Source organism: Rhizobium sp. CAU 1783 (assembly GCF_054551725.1).
Map to the genome: position 1 here is coordinate 894,940 of NZ_JBTOLM010000002.1, position 17,499 is coordinate 912,438.

16 protein-coding genes and 1 riboswitch are annotated in these 17,499 nt (G+C 63.4%); of the genes, 10 read left to right on the forward strand and 6 right to left on the reverse strand.

Annotation, left to right across the window (positions count from 1 at the left end; translation table 11 throughout):
• Nucleotides 1-78 precede the first annotated feature (78 nt).
• Together ACX93L_RS11060 and ubiA are read left to right on the forward strand one after the other, a co-directional pair.
• Complete coding sequence (locus ACX93L_RS11060; protein WP_169590165.1) at nucleotides 79-882, forward strand: MipA/OmpV family protein; 804 nt, start codon at nucleotides 79-81, stop codon at nucleotides 880-882.
• Nucleotides 883-957: 75 nt separating this feature from the next.
• Entirely contained in the window at nucleotides 958-1,911 is a 954-nt protein-coding gene (gene ubiA, locus ACX93L_RS11065; protein WP_459404881.1) for a 4-hydroxybenzoate octaprenyltransferase, read from the forward strand.
• Nucleotides 1,912-2,026: 115 nt separating this feature from the next.
• On the opposite strand, the gene ACX93L_RS11070 is transcribed toward ubiA, so the two are convergent.
• Nucleotides 2,027-2,593, reverse strand: coding sequence for a DUF6101 family protein (locus tag ACX93L_RS11070; protein ID WP_169590160.1), 567 nt, complete (start codon nucleotides 2,591-2,593; stop codon nucleotides 2,027-2,029).
• Between the two features lie 265 nt (nucleotides 2,594-2,858).
• Between ACX93L_RS11070 and ACX93L_RS11075 the strand changes: the two genes are divergently transcribed.
• From ACX93L_RS11075 to modC, 4 genes are all read left to right on the forward strand, one after another.
• A complete protein-coding gene (locus ACX93L_RS11075; protein WP_459404882.1) occupies nucleotides 2,859-5,063 on the forward strand; it encodes a DUF1217 domain-containing protein in 2,205 nt (734 codons plus the stop codon).
• Between the two features lie 92 nt (nucleotides 5,064-5,155).
• On the forward strand, nucleotides 5,156-5,959 hold the full coding sequence (modA, locus tag ACX93L_RS11080; protein WP_459404883.1) for a molybdate ABC transporter substrate-binding protein: 804 nt from the start codon (nucleotides 5,156-5,158) through the stop codon (nucleotides 5,957-5,959).
• A 12-nt stretch (nucleotides 5,960-5,971) separates the two neighbouring features.
• The gene (gene modB, locus ACX93L_RS11085) at nucleotides 5,972-6,664 is read left to right on the forward strand and encodes a molybdate ABC transporter permease subunit (protein ID WP_459404884.1); all 693 of its coding nucleotides are present in this window, start codon (nucleotides 5,972-5,974) and stop codon (nucleotides 6,662-6,664) included.
• The gene (gene modC, locus ACX93L_RS11090; protein WP_459404885.1) at nucleotides 6,661-7,746 is read left to right on the forward strand and encodes a molybdenum ABC transporter ATP-binding protein; all 1,086 of its coding nucleotides are present in this window, start codon (nucleotides 6,661-6,663) and stop codon (nucleotides 7,744-7,746) included. The genes modB and modC overlap by 4 nt, the downstream gene beginning before the upstream one ends.
• Nucleotides 7,747-7,752: 6 nt before the next feature.
• On the opposite strand, the gene ACX93L_RS11095 is transcribed toward modC, so the two are convergent.
• The 3 genes from ACX93L_RS11095 to ACX93L_RS11105 are packed head-to-tail and all read right to left on the reverse strand — an operon-like array spanning nucleotide 7,753 to nucleotide 10,569.
• Nucleotides 7,753-8,148: a winged helix-turn-helix domain-containing protein gene (locus ACX93L_RS11095; RefSeq protein ID WP_459404886.1), complete on the reverse strand. Its 396-nt coding sequence runs from the start codon at nucleotides 8,146-8,148 to the stop codon at nucleotides 7,753-7,755.
• The gene (locus ACX93L_RS11100; RefSeq protein WP_459404887.1) at nucleotides 8,145-9,572 is read right to left on the reverse strand and encodes an FAD-binding oxidoreductase; all 1,428 of its coding nucleotides are present in this window, start codon (nucleotides 9,570-9,572) and stop codon (nucleotides 8,145-8,147) included. The genes ACX93L_RS11095 and ACX93L_RS11100 overlap by 4 nt, the downstream gene beginning before the upstream one ends.
• Nucleotides 9,573-9,588: 16 nt before the next feature.
• Entirely contained in the window at nucleotides 9,589-10,569 is a 981-nt protein-coding gene (locus ACX93L_RS11105) for an L-threonylcarbamoyladenylate synthase (protein WP_459404888.1), read from the reverse strand.
• A gap of 238 nt (nucleotides 10,570-10,807) precedes the next feature.
• Between ACX93L_RS11105 and ACX93L_RS11110 the strand changes: the two genes are divergently transcribed.
• Nucleotides 10,808-11,878, forward strand: coding sequence for a GGDEF domain-containing protein (locus ACX93L_RS11110; RefSeq protein WP_169590141.1), 1,071 nt, complete (start codon nucleotides 10,808-10,810; stop codon nucleotides 11,876-11,878).
• A gap of 25 nt (nucleotides 11,879-11,903) precedes the next feature.
• Here ACX93L_RS11110 and ACX93L_RS11115 read toward each other — a convergent pair whose 3' ends face one another.
• On the reverse strand, nucleotides 11,904-12,506 hold the full coding sequence (locus ACX93L_RS11115) for a DUF6656 family protein (RefSeq protein ID WP_459404889.1): 603 nt from the start codon (nucleotides 12,504-12,506) through the stop codon (nucleotides 11,904-11,906).
• Nucleotides 12,507-12,813: 307 nt separating this feature from the next.
• Nucleotides 12,814-13,018, forward strand: a riboswitch (cobalamin riboswitch).
• 111 nt (nucleotides 13,019-13,129) lie between these two features.
• Here ACX93L_RS11115 and ACX93L_RS11120 point away from each other — a divergent pair.
• The 3 genes from ACX93L_RS11120 to ACX93L_RS11130 all read left to right on the forward strand — a co-directional run bounded on the left by ACX93L_RS11120 (nucleotide 13,130) and on the right by ACX93L_RS11130 (nucleotide 16,293).
• Nucleotides 13,130-14,374: an aromatic ring-hydroxylating oxygenase subunit alpha gene (locus tag ACX93L_RS11120; protein ID WP_459404890.1), complete on the forward strand. Its 1,245-nt coding sequence runs from the start codon at nucleotides 13,130-13,132 to the stop codon at nucleotides 14,372-14,374.
• 1 nt (nucleotide 14,375) lies between these two features.
• A complete protein-coding gene (locus tag ACX93L_RS11125) occupies nucleotides 14,376-15,461 on the forward strand; it encodes an FAD-binding oxidoreductase (RefSeq protein ID WP_459404891.1) in 1,086 nt (361 codons plus the stop codon).
• Nucleotides 15,462-15,870: 409 nt separating this feature from the next.
• Complete coding sequence (locus tag ACX93L_RS11130) at nucleotides 15,871-16,293, forward strand: BA14K family protein (RefSeq protein WP_459404892.1); 423 nt, start codon at nucleotides 15,871-15,873, stop codon at nucleotides 16,291-16,293.
• 66 nt (nucleotides 16,294-16,359) lie between these two features.
• Here ACX93L_RS11130 and ACX93L_RS11135 read toward each other — a convergent pair whose 3' ends face one another.
• Complete coding sequence (locus ACX93L_RS11135; protein WP_169590128.1) at nucleotides 16,360-17,355, reverse strand: transporter; 996 nt, start codon at nucleotides 17,353-17,355, stop codon at nucleotides 16,360-16,362.
• Nucleotides 17,356-17,499: the final 144 nt, after the last annotated feature.

Here is a 17,499-nt window from a genome sequence, read left to right on the forward strand (position 1 = left end):
CATTCGTGCAAAATTGAGGCATCATCTCTTCCGCCCGTGCGGAACCTCTTTTTGTATCTCGTTTTATGGGGTCGCAATATGCGAAAGCCGGCGCGTGTCCTTCTCGCCTTTGGCATTGTCACGTCACTTCATGCCGAAGTTTTGGCAGGAGATCACTTCTGGTCGGGAGACTGGAACCTGACGCTTGGCGGTGCCGGCATCTCGGCCCCCAGCTACGAAGGTGCCGACGACCGGAAACTGTCCTTCCAGCCGATCATCTCGCTCGGCCGCCAGGGCGCCGGCCCGCGTTTCTCCTCGCGCAACGACAGTGCCTCGATCGGCCTTCTGGAGACCGATGCCGTCCGAGCCGGCGTCGCCGGCCGCCTGATCATGAAGCGTGACGAGGACACCTCGAAGGACCTCGAAGGATTGTCCGAGGTCAAGATGGGTGGCGAGCTCGGCGGTTTCGTCGATGTCTATCCGACGGATTTTCTGCGCCTGCGCGGCGAGGCCCGCCAGGGCATCCGCAGTCATGACGGTGTCGTCGCCGACGTTTCCGCCGATGCCTTCACCGACATCGCGCCCGACATTCAGCTCTCCGGCGGACCGCGCGCCCGCTATGCGACGAGCGGCTATTCCAAGGCCTATTACGGCGTGAACGCCGCCGAATCCGCGGCATCCGGCTACAGCGAATATGATCCGGACGGCGGATGGCAGTCCGTCGGCGCCGGCGCTGCACTCACCTGGTCGGCGACCGACCGCCTGTCGACCAGCGCCTTTGCCGAATACAAGCGCCTCGTCGGTCCTGCCGGCGAAAGCAGCCTGGTTCAAGAAGGCGGCTCGAAGAACCAGGTTCTGGTCGGCGTTTCCGCAAGCTACAAGTTCGGCTTCAGTCTGGACTGACGGCGCAGCCGATCCCACGGCGGATCTGACATCGCGGCGGTTCCCTTGGCCGATGCTTTGTTCTATCAATCCGCCATGAACAGCTTTACCGATCAGAACGGTCGCGTCGCCGACGCGCCATCCGACAACTGGGTCTACCGGGTCCTCCCGCCCGCCGCCTGGCCCTATGCGCAGCTCGCCCGCTGGGATCGTCCGATCGGCTGGCAGTTGCTGATGTGGCCCTGCTTCTGGTCGGCGGCGCTCGCCGCCAACGCCCTTGCGGGCGAGGGGCGGCTGGATTTCGCCGTCTTCCTTTTCCACCTCGTCCTGTTCTTCGTCGGTTCGGTCGCCATGCGCGGGGCCGGCTGCACCTATAACGACCTCGTCGACGAGGAGATCGACATGGCCGTTGCCCGCACGCGGTCGCGGCCCCTGCCATCCGGCCGCGTCAGCCGTGCCGAGGCCAAGCTCTTCCTGCTGGTGCAGGCGCTGGTCGGCCTGGCCGTGCTACTCTGCTTCAACGGCTTCTCGATCGTGCTGGGCATTCTGTCTCTGGCCGTCGTCGCCATCTATCCTTTCGCCAAGCGCTTCACCGACTGGCCGCAGTTCTTTCTCGGTCTTGCCTTCTCCTGGGGCGGGCTGATGGGCTGGGCCGGCCAGACCGGAACGCTCTCGGTCTCCGCCGTGCTGCTCTATCTGGCGGCGGTCGCATGGACGATCGGCTATGACACGATCTATGCGCACCAGGACAAGGAGGACGACGCGCTCGTCGGGGTTCGCTCGACCGCGCGCCTTTTCGGCGACGAAACCCGTCTCTGGCTGATCGGGCTCTATGGCCTGACGCTCGTCCTGCTGTTTGCCTCCTTCGTCGCCGCCGGTGTCGGGTTCCTCGCCTTTGTGGGGCTGCTGGTCGCTGCCGTCATGCTGGGCTACCAGATCGCCGTGATCGACATCGATGATCCCGCCCAGTGCCTGTCGCTGTTCAAGTTCAACGGCCGCATCGGAGCGATCCTGTTCCTCGGCCTCGTGGCTGCTCTGCCATTCGCCTGAAGGCTGTCCCATTTCTGAACGCAAAACAGCCCGGATCGTGATCCGGGCTGTTTTGCTGGAGAGGCGAATTTAACGCTTCGGCCCGCCCGGCATCTGCCGCGACGACCGATCTGTCTCAATTGCGGGCAATGATCTCCTTGCCGGAGATCTTCATCGTCACGCCCAGCTTGCCCGTCGTGCGGCGGACCAGGAAGCGCGGACGGCGCTCGGCGAAATAGGAGTGGCGGCGGCGCGGCTGCGTTTCGCGGGCACGGATGTCGCCGAGATGTTCTTCGAGCGGTCGGGCAACGCCGTCGGCCTCGACCATCAGCATAGGGATGCGAAAGGCTTCCGACCAGTTGCGCCAGTCGGCGGCGATGTCGCAGAGGTCGTGGGCGACCAACAGCGGGATGCAGAGCTCGGGGTCTTCATGGTGCAGTTCCAGCGTCACCGTGACCTGGCCGTCGCCGTGGTCGATCGCCCGGGCTGCAACCCCCTTGAAGGCACGCGCCGGCAGGGCGAAGGAAAGGGGCAGGCCGCTGGCCGTCAGGATCTTCCGCAGCACGGCGCCGCGTTCGTCGATGGTGATCGTCACATCGCCGGAGGTTCCCCGCGCTGCATAGCTCACCTGTTGCGGGAACCGGTTCGGATCCAGCCGCAGTGTCGCTCCTGCCCATGCGGGCTTCATAACGGTGTTCGTCATCTTCATGCTACCCTTGTTTTACCCGAGAGCGCTTCATGCGTTCGTCTGATTGGGACTTTTCGTCCTCTATGGCCTGAAGGTAGCGTGGCTCTCTGAGAGACAGCTTAAAAATCGCGGTTAAAAAAACTTTGCCGGCTCAAATGGTTAGCGGTTTCGAATATCGTACGGTTTCGAAACGGTGAACGGGTGCATGATGTCAGGCCGGGACAAGGCTCGTCTGTGAAGGTGAAAGGCATTCCTTTGGTCATTCGCAAAGAGCCGTTTCATGGTGTCCACTTTCCTGGCCTACGACCTCGTCGTTCGCGATCTGAAATCCAGCCTTGAGCGCACCGCGAGCGACGGTCAGGTCGCCCGTGAATCGGCCTATTACGAGGAAAACATCGGCAAGGTGACGACGATGGAGGAATTCCTCGACGATTACCGCCTCTATGCCTATGCGATGAAGGCCTATGGCCTCGAGGAAATGACCTACGCCAAGGCTTTCATGAAGAAGGTGCTGGAAAGCGACCTGACCGACGAGTCGAGCTTCGCCAACAGTCTCAGCGACGAGCGTTATCGCAATTTCGCCCAGGCATACCAGTTCACCGGCCAGACGACGGACGCCCAGACCGCCACCCAGGAAACCGAGCTGTTCGATCTCTACAAGGCTGCCCAGGTCACCCAGGCTAACGATGCCCAGGCTGAAACCTACTACTACGAGTCGATGATCGGCAGCATCACCTCGGCCGCGCAACTGGTGAAGAACAGCCGCCTGATGGACTATCTCGCCGAGGCCTACGGCATCGATCGGGAAAAATACACCAAGGAACACTTCGTCAAGGTGCTGACGAGTGACCTCAATGATTCCGACAGTTACCTGAACCAGTTGATGAGCAAGGATGCCGCATCGGACAACGATTACAATTCGGCGGCCTTCTACAAGCTCAACCAGGCCTTCGGCTTCAATACGGACGGCACGTTGTCCGGGACGACCCCGCAAACCGACACGCAGAAGGAAGCGACCGTCAAGCTCTATGTCGACGGCGCCCAGACCTATGTCTCGGAATACAGTCTTTCCCGCGAAAAGGCCTATTACCAGTCGAAGATCGCCACGATCACGTCCGTCAGCCAGTTGACCTCGGATAGCCGGCTCTTCGCCTATGTGCAGACGGCGTTCCAGCTGGACACCACCGTGACGCCATCGGTCTTCAAGAGCATCGTCACCAGCGATCTGACCGCAGCCGACAACTACGCGCTCACCAACGGCGGCGAGGATTGGGTGGCGATCGCTCAGGCGTTCAATTTCGGCACCGACGGAAACGTCAAGTCGGGGTATGCGGCCCAGCAGGGAACGCAACTCGCCTCGATCAATACGGCCTACGCCGAACACTACGATGACGAGGATCAGGCGGCGATGCAGCAGACCCTCGACTACTACGCGTCCAAGTTGGACGAGATCACCAACGTGGATGACCTGTTGGACAATGAATCGCTCCTGGTCGTCCTGCGCCGCAGTTTCGGCATCGAAGAGGGGGAGTTCACCAAGAACGAGATGCGCAAGGTCCTGCTCAGCGATGTGACTGACCCGAAGAGCTATGCCAACAAGTCGCGCGACGAGCGCCTGGTAAAAATGGCGCAGATGTTCAACTTCGATAGCGAAGGTGATGCTGCCGTACCGCTGCAGGCCCAGAACCAGTTCGACATCACGCTGGTCGCCAAGAACTACATCGTCAGCAAGATCCGCTTCCTCAAAGGTGACGAACAGACCACCGCCAAGGAGGCGGCCACCACCGAAAGCGAATACTACCAGAAACAGATCGGCGGCATCAGGACCGTCGACGAGCTGCTTGCAGATCGCCGCGTCGTCGATGTCGTGCTCGTCGCCTATGGCTTCAACCCGGACGACGTGACGGACGATTTCCTCAAACAGGCTTTTGCCTCGGATCTCACCGACGACAAGAGTTTCGTCAATGAGCAGGACGACCCCAAGTGGGCGGAACTGGTCGCGTCCTTCAACTTCGACAGTGACGGCAACCTGACGCGCGACACCGTCGGCACGGTCCAGCAGCGCGGCTCAGCGCTTGCCACGATCAACGACTATGTCCGCCAGACGCTGGAAGAGAACGAAGGCGAGAGCAACGAAGCGGTGCGCCTTGCACTCTATTTCGAGCGCATGGCCCCGACCATCACCGACGCCTATGAACTCATCGCCGACGACGCCCTGGCGGAAGTGTTCCGCGTCACCTTCGGTCTCTCCGACGAGTTTTCCAGCATGAACGTCGACATGCAGGCAAAGGTCATCAACAAGAATATCGACTTTGCCGATATGCAGGATCCCGCCGAGGTGAAGAAGTTCGTTCAGCGGTTCATGGCGATGTACGATGCCGAGAATGGCGACTATTCCAGCGGCGCGCTGTCGGTCCTGACCGGTTCCGGGTCGACCGGCATCAGCGGCGACCTGCTCCTCTCGATTGCCACCCTGAAGAGCTGACGCCAGCCCGTTTAGGGTCCCTTGTGATCCTGATTCTTTTCGGCTATCGATATATCCATTGAGATATAACGAGTGCTCGAGGGGAGTGAAGTATGCTTGTCCAGCTGCGTTCCGTGCGTCGTCTGGCTGCGGTCATGTCGGTGGCCGCGGCCCTTTTTGTCCAGCCGATCTCGACCGCTTTCGCGGAAGGGACGGTCACCGTCTTTGCCGCCGCGAGCCTAAAGGACGTCCTGGGCAAGATCGCCGAAACGTGGAAGGCCGAGACCGGCAAGGACACCGTGGTGTCCTTTGCCGGCAGCTCCGCCCTTGCCAAGCAGGTCCAGGAAGGCGCGCCGGCGGATATCTTCGTCTCGGCCGACCTCAAGTGGATGGACGTGCTAGACAAGGCCGGTCTCGTGAAGTCGGACACGCGGGTGAACCTTCTCGGCAACCGGATCGTCCTTGTCGCGCCGAAGGACTCGACCGCCACGACCACCATCGCTCCGGGCTTCCCGCTGAACGATCTTCTCGCCGGTGGCCACCTCGCCATGGCCAACACCGACTCGGTTCCGGCCGGCACCTATGGCAAGGCCGCGCTCGAAACGCTCGGTGTATGGGATCGCGTCAAGGATCATGTCGCCCAGGCCGAAAACGTCCGCGCTGCGCTGCTGCTGGTTTCCCGTGCCGAAGCCCCCCTCGGCATCGTCTACGAAACGGATGCAAAGGCCGATGCCGGCGTGAAGGTCGTGGACCGCTTCCCCGAATCGAGCCATCCTGCGGTCGTCTATCCCGCAGCCGTCCTCAAGGAGGCGAAGAATGCCGACGACGCGGCCGCCTTCCTCGCCTATCTGCAGGGCGCCAAGGCTCACAAGATCTTCACGGATGCCGGTTTCACGGTACTTGCGAAGACCAATTGAGGTCTTTCCGAGTTGGAATTGACCCCTGAGGAACTGACTGCCATGCGGCTCAGCCTGAAGGTCGCGGCAACCGCCGTGGCCTTTTCGCTGCCTATCGGGGTTGCCGTTGCCTGGCTCCTGTCGCGCCGCGAATTCTGGGGCAAGACGCTGCTGAACGGCATCGTGCACCTGCCGCTCATCATGCCGCCCGTCGTCACCGGCTATCTGCTGCTCTTGACCTTCGGGCGCCGCGGCACGGTCGGTGCCTTTCTCGAGCAGTGGTTCGGGCTGGTCTTCTCCTTCCGCTGGACCGGCGCGGCGCTGGCCGCCGCCGTGATGGGCTTTCCGCTGCTCGTCCGCTCGATCCGCCTGTCGCTGGATGCCGTCGACCGCAGGCTCGAGGCGGCGGCCTCGACACTCGGTGCCTCACCGTTCTCCGTCTTCGTGACGGTCACCCTGCCGCTTATCATGCCCGGCATCGCTGCCGGCGCCGTTCTGGCCTTTGCCAAGGCCATGGGCGAGTTCGGCGCCACGATCACCTTCGTCTCCAACATTCCGGGCGAGACCCAGACGCTGGCCTCGGCGATCTACACCTATACCCAGGTGCCCGGCGGCGACTATGCCGCGATGCGCCTGACGCTGATTTCGATCGTGCTGTCGCTGGCGGCCTTGGTCGCCTCGGAAGTCGTGTCGCGCCGGCTCTCGGCACGGCTTGGGGCGGCATGATGCTCGAGATCGATGTCCGTCATGCCCAGGGGGATTTCGAACTGGCCGCCGACCTGGCGATCGGTTCGGGACTGACCGCGCTCTTCGGGCCATCCGGTTCGGGAAAGACGACCCTCATCAATCTGGTCGCCGGCCTCGCCCGGCCGACGAGCGGGCGCATCGCCTTTGCCGGCGAGGTCTGGAGCGACGCGGCGACGGGGCATTTCCTTCCGCCGCATCGCCGCCGGATCGGTTATGTCTTCCAGGAAGGACGCCTCTTTCCCCATCTGACCGTCCGCCAGAACCTGATCTATGGCCGGCGCTACACGCCAGCGGCGGAGCGGCGCGAAACGCTGGCGCGGGTGGTCGACCTACTCGGGACCGCGAGCCTGCTCGATCGCCGTCCGTCGGGGCTCTCGGGCGGCGAAAAGCAGCGCGTGGCGCTCGGGCGGGCGCTGCTGTCCAGCCCGCGCCTCCTCTTGATGGACGAGCCGCTTTCCGCACTCGACGCCGAGCTCAAGGCGGCGATCCTCCCGGACATCGAGCGGATCCGCGACGAGGTCGGCATTCCGATCCTCTATGTCAGCCATTCCTTGGAAGAAGTCGCCCGTCTCGCCACCCATGTCGTCGCGATCGACCATGGCCGGGCGACCCCGCTCGGTGCGCCCGATGCGGTGCTCGAGACGATCGCCCATGCCGCCGGCAGCATGAAGCCCGGCAATTTCGTGCACGCGGTGGTGACCGGTCACAGCGCGGAGGAGGGGCTGACCTTTGCGGAAGGGCCGGCCGGCCCGCTGTTCCTGCGCCTGACCGAGGTTGCGCCCGGAACGCAGATCCGAGCCTTCGTGCCGGTCAGTGAAATCGTGCTGTCCACCCGCGAACCGGACGGCATGTCCGCGCTCAATCGCCTGTCGGGAACGATCTCCGGCATCGCTTTCGACGGTACGTCCGCGATGGTCTCCGTCGATTGCGGCGGAGAGACGCTGGTCGCCGAAGTGACGCGCCGCTCGGTTCGAGCGCTCCCGCTTGAGATCGGCGTGCCGGTCCATCTGCTGTTCAAGACGGTATCGATCGCCAGCGAAGGGATCTTCCGTTCGCCTTAAGGGCGACTAGTCTTCTTCTCGCGCCGCTGACCCGCGAGGTTCCTGCGAAAACTCTTGGTTTGTCGCCTGCTCCAGCCAGGCGATATCGCCGCCGAGCGCCTTGCGGGCGTCTTCCTCCATGCGGCGGCAGCAGGCGAGCAGCGCCTGCCCGAAATCCGTGAGGCCTGCGCCGCCACCGCTCTTGCCGCCGTGCCGGGTGAAGACCGACGGCTCTCGGAACATCCGGTTGATTTCGTCGGCGAGCAGCCAGGCCCGGCGATAGGACATGCCCATCGCTGCCCCGCCGGCGCGGATCGACCCGTGCTCGGCGATGAGCGCGAGAAGCTGCGCCTTGCCCGGCCCGAGGCGGGCGCCGTTCGGCAGGTCGATCCTGAGGGTGAGGCGCGTGCCCTTGTCGTTCATTTCGGTCGGACCATCTTGCCCGGGTTCATGATGCCTGCCGGATCGAAGGCCTGCTTGATCCGGTTCATCAGTTCCGTCTCGATCGCCGGACGGCTGGCGATCAGTTCGTCGCGCTTGAGCTGACCGACGCCGTGCTCGGCCGAGATCGAGCCGCCATGGGCGTGCACGACCGCGTGGACCACGGAATTCACCTCGCGCCAACGGGCGATGAAGACGGCCTTGTCGGCACCGACCGGCTGGCTGATGTTGTAGTGGATGTTGCCGTCGCCGAGATGGCCGAAGGCGCAGATCCGCGCATCGGGCATCAGCGCGAGGACCGCCTTGTCGGCGTCGGCGAGGAAGCGCGGCACGCTGGACACCGGAACGGACACATCGTGCTTGATCGAGCCGCCCTCCGGCTTCTGCGCCTCGGACATGCTTTCCCGCAGGCGCCAGAAGGCGTCCTGCTGGGAGAGCGAAGACGCGATCGCGGCATCTTCAACGAGGCCGCTTTCGGCTGCCTCTCCCAGCAGACGGTGGATCATCGCCTCCGCGCTCTCCACCGAATCCGAGGTGGAAATGTCGATGAGCGCGTACCAGGCATGCGGCGAGGAGAGCGGATCACGAACGCCGGTGATATGCCGCGTGGTGAAGTCTATGCCGATCCGCGGCATCAGTTCGAAGCCGGTCAGTGCCGTGCCGCACAGCATCGAGGCGCGTTCGAAAAGGGCGAGCGCCACCTCGGGAGAGCGGACCCCAGCAAAGGCGACCTGCCGGCCGCGCGGTTGCGGAACCATCTTCAGCACGGCGCCGGTGATGACGCCGAGCGTGCCTTCCGCACCGATGAAGAGATCGCGCAGGTCGTAGCCGGAATTGTCCTTCTTCAGGCGGCGAAGCCCGTTCCAGATCTCGCCCGTCGGCAGCACGACTTCGAGCCCGAGGCAGAGCTGGCGCATGTTGCCATAGGCGAGCACTGCCGTTCCCCCGGCATTGGTCGAGAGATTGCCGCCGATCCGGCAGGAACCTTCGGAGCCCAGCGACAGCGGGAAGAGCCGGCCGTTTTCCGCCGCCGCCTTCTGGATGTCGGCAAGGATGCAGCCCCCTTCGGCGACGATGACGTCGGCCACCGGGTCGATTTCGCGGATACGGTTCATCCGCTCGAGCGACAGCACGACATCCGCCCCGCCGTCGCGCGGCACCTGGCCGCCGACATGCCCCGTTCGTCCACCGGCTGGAACGACCGGCGTGCCGGTTGCGCTGGCAAGCGTCAGGATGGCGGATACCTCTTCCGTCGATCCGGGCTTCAGCACCAGCGGCGAGCTGCCATGATAAAGTCCGCGGCTTTCGATAAGATAGGGGGCTATGTCATGGGCCGCGGTGAGCGCATTCGCTTCGCCGACGATGGCGACGAAAGCCTTCAGCGGTTCGGGCAGGCTTTTGGTCATGCCGGGCCTCCTTGGCTTACGCTTCGCGCGGCGCGGCCGCCCGCTTCAGCCGGTCGTTGATCGCTTCGCCCAGTCCCTCCTCCGGGATGGGCATGACGGCGATACCGGTAATCCCGGCGATGTCCGCCTTCTTCAGGAAGCCAAAGAGATTGGCCGCCGCCTCGGCGAGATCTCCCGACGCGCTGAGTTGCAGCACGGTCGCAGCCGCATTTTCGCCGCCCACCGGACCGCTGCCGAAGCGGATCAGCGCTTCGCCGGAGCTGACCGAGGTGGCGTCGAGCCGGACACAGGCGTTCGGCGCATAATGGGAGGCCAGCATGCCCGGCGCCTCGATCGCCGCTGTCCCGGCCGCCTTGATGCGCTCGACGGTCAGGCCGGTTTCCGCCTCGATCGCCTCGACCGGCACGCCGCCGGGCCGCAACAGGCGGATCCGGCCGTCCTCGACCTTGACGATCGTCGATTCCACCCCGACGGGGCAGGGGCCGCCGTCGATGACGAGATCGATACGGTCGCCGAGGTCGGCATCGACGTGACGGGCCGTGGTCGGGCTGATCTTGCCCGAGGAGTTGGCGCTGGGTGCCGCGAGCGGCCGGTCGAAGGCGCGGATCAGCGCGCCGGCAAATCCGATCGGCACGCGGATGCCGACCGTGTCGAGCCCGGCGGTCGCCAGCGGATGGATGGTGCTTTCGGGTTTCAGCGGCAGGACCAGCGTCAGCGGTCCCGGCCAGAAGCGTTGGGCGAGTTTGCGTGAGACCGGGTCGAACACGGCATGCCGCTCGGCCATCTCGAGGTCGGCCATGTGGCAGATGAGCGGATTGAAGCGCGGCCGCCCCTTGGTCTCGTAGATGCCGGTGATCGCGTGCGGGTCGGTGGCGTCGGCGGCAAGCCCGTAGACGGTCTCGGTCGGGATCGCCACCGGTCGCGCCTGTCTGAGGACCGCAAGCGCCGCGGGGATCGCTTCCCCGGCTTTGTCTTCGGCCCCAATGATCCGCGCCATGGTTTGAAACGCCTTCCTGTTCTTCGCTTTCCCGTCCATAGCGCGAGAGCGGCGGCGGGATCAAACGCTCTTTTGGTCAGGGCCCGCCAGAGGTTTTCCACAGCTTCGAAAACCCCTAGAAATCACTGAGAAGGCATTAGCTAAAACTTTATCCATCGACGTAACCGAAAGAAAGAAATGTTGCGCCTATAGTCCCCGGCAACTGAGCCTTTTCGCCTTCTCTCCCGGGAAACGAACCATGCAGCAAGTCAAGAACCCTGCCTCCAGCATTGCGCTTCGCGTCGCCACGGCGATGCACCAGATGGGCATAGACGGACTGCCCCGGAATTACGAACTCGTCTATGAGGCCTATGCCGGCTCCAATCCGGAGCTGGTCCGCGACTTCATCGCGCTCGGCAAGATCAAGACCCAGGATGCGCTCGATGCGCTCGGGCGCAAGTATCTGCCGCACCATCACGAGGACGGCCTGCTCAGCCGGCAGAACGGTCAGGTGCGGGCCGAGATGAGCAACTTCATCAGCCTGCTCAATCAGGAGAAGATCTCGCTCACCGACTATGGTCGCCTGATCGGTCATGCCTCGAAGGTCATCATGACCGAGGGCGATGTCGACCCGGCCGCGCTCGGCCAGTCGATCACGGCTCTCAAGGTCGCCACCGAGCAGCGCGCCAGCCAGAACAGCAATGTGGTGCGCGCCGTCGTCGACAAGACCGCGACGCTTGCCGACCTGCAGCGCGAAGCCGACGACGCGGAAGCGGCGAAATTCGTCGACCCGCTCACCGGCCTTGCCAGCCGCCGCGCCTTCAACAAGGCGCTGGCCAAGATCTATGTCAATCCGGAAATGCCGGTGCTTTGTGGCATGGTGATCGGCGAGATCGACGATTTCGCCCGTCTTTCCGAGCAGATGGGGCCGACCTCGGCCGAACGCTTCCTCAAGCAGGTCGCCAAGGTCATGGAGGCCGTTGCCGGCGACGGTGACTTCGCCTGCCGCTTCGATGGCGGACGCTTCGGCATGCTGCTCTACACCTCCGAGCAGGAGGAGGTGAACCGCATCGTCGACCTGGTGCGCACCAAGCTCAGGACCACGGTCGTCAATGCTGGCAACGGTCGCGCCCTCGGCCAGATCCCGATGTCCTTCGGCATCTGCTTCTCCGAACAGGCGCCGAACGCCTTCGACTTCACCAATTTCACCGAAAAGGCGCTCGCCGCCTCCAAGGCCGCCGGCGGCAACACCGTGACGATCTACGGCGCCAACGATTATGTGCCGAAGGACTGGCTGATCTACAAGAAGCAGCCGGTCGGCGGGTTCTGACGGGCCCGAAGGGGAAGCCGGGCGTTCAGAGCTTGGCGATGATCTTGCGCAGGTCCTCGTTGCTGGTGCCGAGCATCAGCACGTTCTTCAGTGCTTCCTTCGGGTCATGGGTGCGGAACAAAAGCCCGTTCTGGCGGACCGAGCGGTCGATCGCCATCGAGCGCGTTTCCTTGTCCGGATGGATCGCCACGGCGAAATACATCCGCGCATAGTTTGGCCGAATATGCTCGAAGAACTGCTCGCCGCCCACTTCGGCAAAGAAGTTGGCGATGTAGAAGGCCCATTTGACGTCGGCATATTTGGCGAAATTGGTCCGCGCCGCCGTCACGTGGCAGTAGCCGAGATGCGGGCTGTTATCGAGTGTCTTGTGGAACACCATCTTGGGGAACTGGATCGAGCGGTGAAAGCCGTTGATCCGTTTGTGGGTCGTCTCGCCTGCGGCCTCCAGCCGGCGTCCGGTACGGGCCGCGACCTCCTCGTAGGTCAGGTAGCGCCGTTCTTCCGCCAGCCAGTCCTCGCGCTGGCGCGAAATTCGGCCGGTGCGCAGGAATTCCGTGTGCACGGCCTTGGGCGAAACGGCCGCCTTGGGGTCGGGCTTGTTGGCTGCGAAATATCTCAGCTTCTGCATGGAGCGGGGCTCTGATTCCTAAGGTGAATTAGCTGATGCTACGGCAAGGATGTTAACGACAATTTGCCGCATCCTGCTCTCTCTCGGTTTCCCGAGGCTTGCGATGCCAGGGTGCGTCCCGTGCAAATGCCTATTGCTTGTCATTTTGCGCCACTAATTTCAGCAGTTTACTGGAGAAGAAAAGTTACATAATTGAAAAATATAGATATTTCCTTCTTCAATATTGATTTCCATCAAGATTGGAAATGTCGCAAATGTTTGGGGCGGTGTCGTTTCGCAGTGCATCAAGCGTCCGGCGACTATGCTTAGATGAAACCACACTCGAGGTGACGCCCGGCTAGGGAGGGCGGAAAATCGGGAAGCCGGTCAAATTCCGGCGCTGCCCCCGCAACGGTAGTGGAGAAGGCGTGAAGGCAAAAGACCACTGGGGTTCAGGCCCTGGGAAGGTGCCTCGCGCGGTTCGCAGAGAACGTCTCCAGAGCCCGGAAACCAGCCTGGAGAATGAAACTGATTGACGGTCGCGGCGGGCGGCCCGAGACGGCTATGTCCGGTGTCGAACGACGCCGAGGCCCTGCATGTTCTCGCTTTCCGCCATGGGCAAAACGGATACGAGGACGACAAAAATGGACCTGCAGAGCACGGTACTGCGCCAGCTGAAAAACCGCCGCGAGGGCTACAGCCTGGAGCAGCCTTTCTACATCGACCAGGACTACTTCAAGCTCGACATGGAAACCATCTGGTACCGCGACTGGCTCTTCATCGGCCATGACTGCGAGATCCCGAAGGCCGGCAACTATTTCACCGTGCAGATCGGCGATTACCCGGTCGTCGTCGTCCGCGGCAAGGATGGCGTCATCCGCGCCTTCCACAACACCTGCCGCCATCGTGGCCACCGCGTGTGCACCCAGGAGAAGGGTGCTTCCGCCAAGCTCGTCTGTCCCTATCACCAGTGGACCTATGACCTCGACGGCTCGCTGGTCTTCGCCCGCCAGATGGGCGAGGACTTCGACAAGTCGAAACACGGCATGAAGCCGGTCGCCTGCGAAAGCGTCGCTGGCTACATCTTCGTCTGCCTTTCCGAGGAGCCGATGGATTTCGCGCCGGTCCGCGCCACCATCGAGCCCTACATGAAGCCCCATCGCCTCGCCGAGGCCAAGGTCGCGGCAAAGACCACGATCATCGAGAAGGGCAACTGGAAGCTCGTCTGGGAAAACAACCGCGAATGCTACCACTGTGCCGGCAACCATCCGGAACTGTGCCGCACCTATCCGGAAGCGCCGACCGCGACCGGTGTGCAGGGTGCCAAGGACGACCCTTTCATCTCCGAGCACTGGGCGCGCTGCGAGGCCGCCGGCCTGCCGAGCGAATTCACCATGGACCCGACCGGCCAGTTCCGCGTCGCCCGCATGCCGCTGATCCAGGATGCCGAAAGCTACACCATGGACGGCAAGCCGGCGGTGAAGAAGCCGCTCTCGGGTGACGTCAACATCTCCCACATCGGCACCATGCTGCTGTTCCATTATCCGACCACCTGGAACCACATGCTCGGCGATCACGCGATCTCCTTCCGCGTTCTGCCGATCTCCGCCGAGGAAACCATGGTCACCACCACCTGGCTGGTGCACAAGGATGCCGTCGAGGGCGTCGACTACAACGTCGAGGACCTGACCCATGTCTGGAACATGACCAACGACCAGGACCGTGCCATCGTCGAGGAAAACGCCTTCGGCATCCGCTCCCCGGCCTACGAGCCCGGTCCCTACTCGGTCGAGCACGAAGGCGGCGTCATGCAGTTCGTCGAATGGTACGCCAACTTCATGATCAACCGTCTGCAGGGCGACAAGGCTCGCCTGTCCGCGGTGGCCTGACATGAACATCGCGCTCCCCAGCTACCGTCATGTGGATGAGATGCGCCCCTGGTCCGACCGGGAGCACAGGCTCGAATGCGTTGCCGTCACGCCGGAGGCTCCCGACGTGATGACGTTCACTTTCCGGCCCGATCGTCCCGGCCATTTCTTCCGCTATCTGCCCGGCCAGTTCGTGACCCTCGAACTGCCGGTCGGACCGGAGCCGGTGATGCGCACCTACACGCTCTCCTCCAGCCCGTCGCGGCCCTATACGGTTGCCGTGACGGTCAAGGCCCAGTCCGACTCGATCGGCACCCGCTGGATGTTCGATCACCTGAAGCCCGGAATGCAGCTGAAGGCGATCGGCGCGCTCGGCGACTTCTCCTATGCCCGTCATCCGGGACGGAAATATCTCTTCGTTTCCGCCGGATCCGGTATCACACCGATGGTGTCGATGACCCGCGACTTGTCCGACCGTCAGCCGGATTCGGACATCGCCTTCGTCCATTGCGCCCGCTCGCCCGACGACATCATCTTCCGCTGGGAACTCGAGGCCAAGGCGCGCGAGATGCCGCATCTGACGCTCGGCTTCATTGTCGAGCAGCTGTCCCGCGGGCAGCTGTGGTCGGGACTGAAGGGCCGTATCGACAAGGCCAAGATCGCGCTGCTCGCTCCCGACTTCCTCGAGCGCACCGTGTTCTGCTGCGGCCCCGCACCGTTCATGGCGACGGTGCGCGAAGCCCTCGAGGGTGCCGGCTTCGACATGAAACAGTACCATGAGGAGGCCTTCCAGCCGGTCAAGCCGCAGCCGCCGATCGTGGTCGCCGACCATGCCGATGGCGAGCAGCCGACCAAGGTCACCTTCGCCATGTCGGGCAAGGACGGGCTCTGCGCGCCTGGCCACACCATTCTTCAAGCTGCCCGCGCGTCGGGCGTGCGCATCGGCGCGGCCTGCGAATCCGGTCTCTGCGGCACGTGCAAGGTGATGAAGGTGTCGGGTGAGGTCGAGATGGAGCATAACGGCGGCATCCTCGATGAGGAGATCGACGAGGGTTACATTCTCGCCTGCTGTTCGCGTCCGCTCGGCGACGTCGAGATCGAGGCCTGACATACCGGGACCGGCGGCATGTCCGCCGGTCCTGCTCTCGCGATCAGTATTGTTGTCCTGTCTGCGCACCACGGTAAGAACGCGCTGACGCTCCGTTCTCGCCGACCGAAACCGCGCATGGTCTCCGCAGGGAACAAATTCCCTTCTTGCCCGTTCACACCGCGTGTCATCCGGCACCGGTCTTGCGCCATCGAAAAATGCTGCCTGTCACCGCAAGGAAACGGCTTGCCCGACGCCGTGCTTGCGACGCATGGCTGGTCTTCGATATCGTTAATGTCCGGTTCAGGAAGATTTACCTACTGTCGAAACAGGCTTCGACGTGACAGTGAAAAGGTGACCGGAAACGGATGCCTTACGGTTGCGAAGCGCAAAGCGCAGTCATTCGAAACGCAGGGAATGGAGAACTGACATGACAACCACGATGAAGCGTCTGGCCGCTTTCGCACTGGCCTCGGCAGTCGTTCTGACGAGCTTCGTGTCGTCCGAGGCGATGCCGGTTACGGCTCCGGTCATCAAGACCCAGTCCGACGTCACGACCGTCGATCACCGCGGCCCGCCGGGCTATTACCGCGGCTATCGCGGCTATCACGAACGCCGCCCCGGCTATCGTTACCACAACGGCTACTGGTTCCCGCTCGCCGCCTTTGCGGCAGGCGCGATCATCGGTGGCGCGATCATGTCGCAGCCGGCTCCCCCGCCGCCGCGCGCCGGAAACATCAATCCAAAGCACTACCGCTGGTGCGCTCAGCGTTACCGCTCGTATGATGCCTACTCCAACACCTTCCAGCCGCACTACGGTCGGCGCCAGGAATGCCTTTCGCCTTACTATTGATCCGTTCACAGGATCGACTGCAGGAATGCCCGGCTTCGGCCGGGCATTTTTCGTTCGGGCATCCGCTCAGAGAATTCCCGCGCGACGCAACAGGAACCAGGCAGCCGCGATCGAGACGAGGATGAAGCCGATGGCGTAGATCGTTCCGTCCGTCTCTGCCGCGAAGGGCAGGTTCGAGGTGTTCATCCCGAAGAAGCCGGTCACCAGCGACGGCGGCAGCAGGAAGGCCGTCATCAGCGACAGGATGTAGAGATGCCGGTTGGTCTCCGAGGAGAGCTTGGAGTCGATTTCTTCATGCAGCAGTCGGGCGCGCTCCTGAAGTGCATGGACGTCATGGTCGACCGCCTCGAGCCGAGCGGTGAGCCGTTGGGCGACCTCGTCGAAGGCGAAGGGTGCATTTTCTTCGTCGCTGGCCGCCGCCCGACGCAGGAGGGCGAGCATCGTGCGCAGGTGCCGGTAGAGCCGCACCACCACCCGGCGCACCGGCGCCAGCCGCCGGCGCTCGTCGCGCAGTTCATTGTCGTAGACGACGTCCTCGATTGCGTTCAGCTCTTCTGTGAGTTCGATGACCACCGCGATGATGCCGCGCTGGAACTCTGCAACCAGTGTCTCGAAGAGATGCATCGGACTGCCGTATTTGCCGGCATTCTTTTCGACCGCCGCCCGTACCCGGTCGATCGAGCGGATCGGCTGCAGTCGGGTGGTGATGATGAAGCGGTCGCAGAGCGCGAAATGCAGCCAGCCGATATCGCGCGTCTCGGCATCGAATTCCCGCTGAAAGTCCACCAGCGTCCCGTAGACGATGTGCTCGTCGACGGTCAGCGCCGCATGGGTGTCGTGGGTGATGAGTGCCGCCCGGGCCTGCTCTGTCAGCCCTTCGAAGCCGTCGAGCAGCGCCGCCACGCGGGCGTCGGCCAGATTGAGGTGCAGCCACAGGAAGCCCGGCCCGTTGTCGAGCGTCGCCGGCTCGGTTTCAGGCTGGAGACGGATCGCCTGGCCGGCGGCCGGATCGATGCGATAGCCCCAGACGAAACCGGGCAGGGCGCGGGCGGCATTCAGCATCGGCATTCATCCTTCGCAAGCGTGTACGGTTGTCGTTGCGGCCCCTGACCAGGCATTCAGGCGGCCACCGTCGGCCAGGCCCCTCGAATCCGAAAAGCGCGCCGGCAACCGGCGCGCTCCTCGTCTGTCATGGGCTCCGGTCGT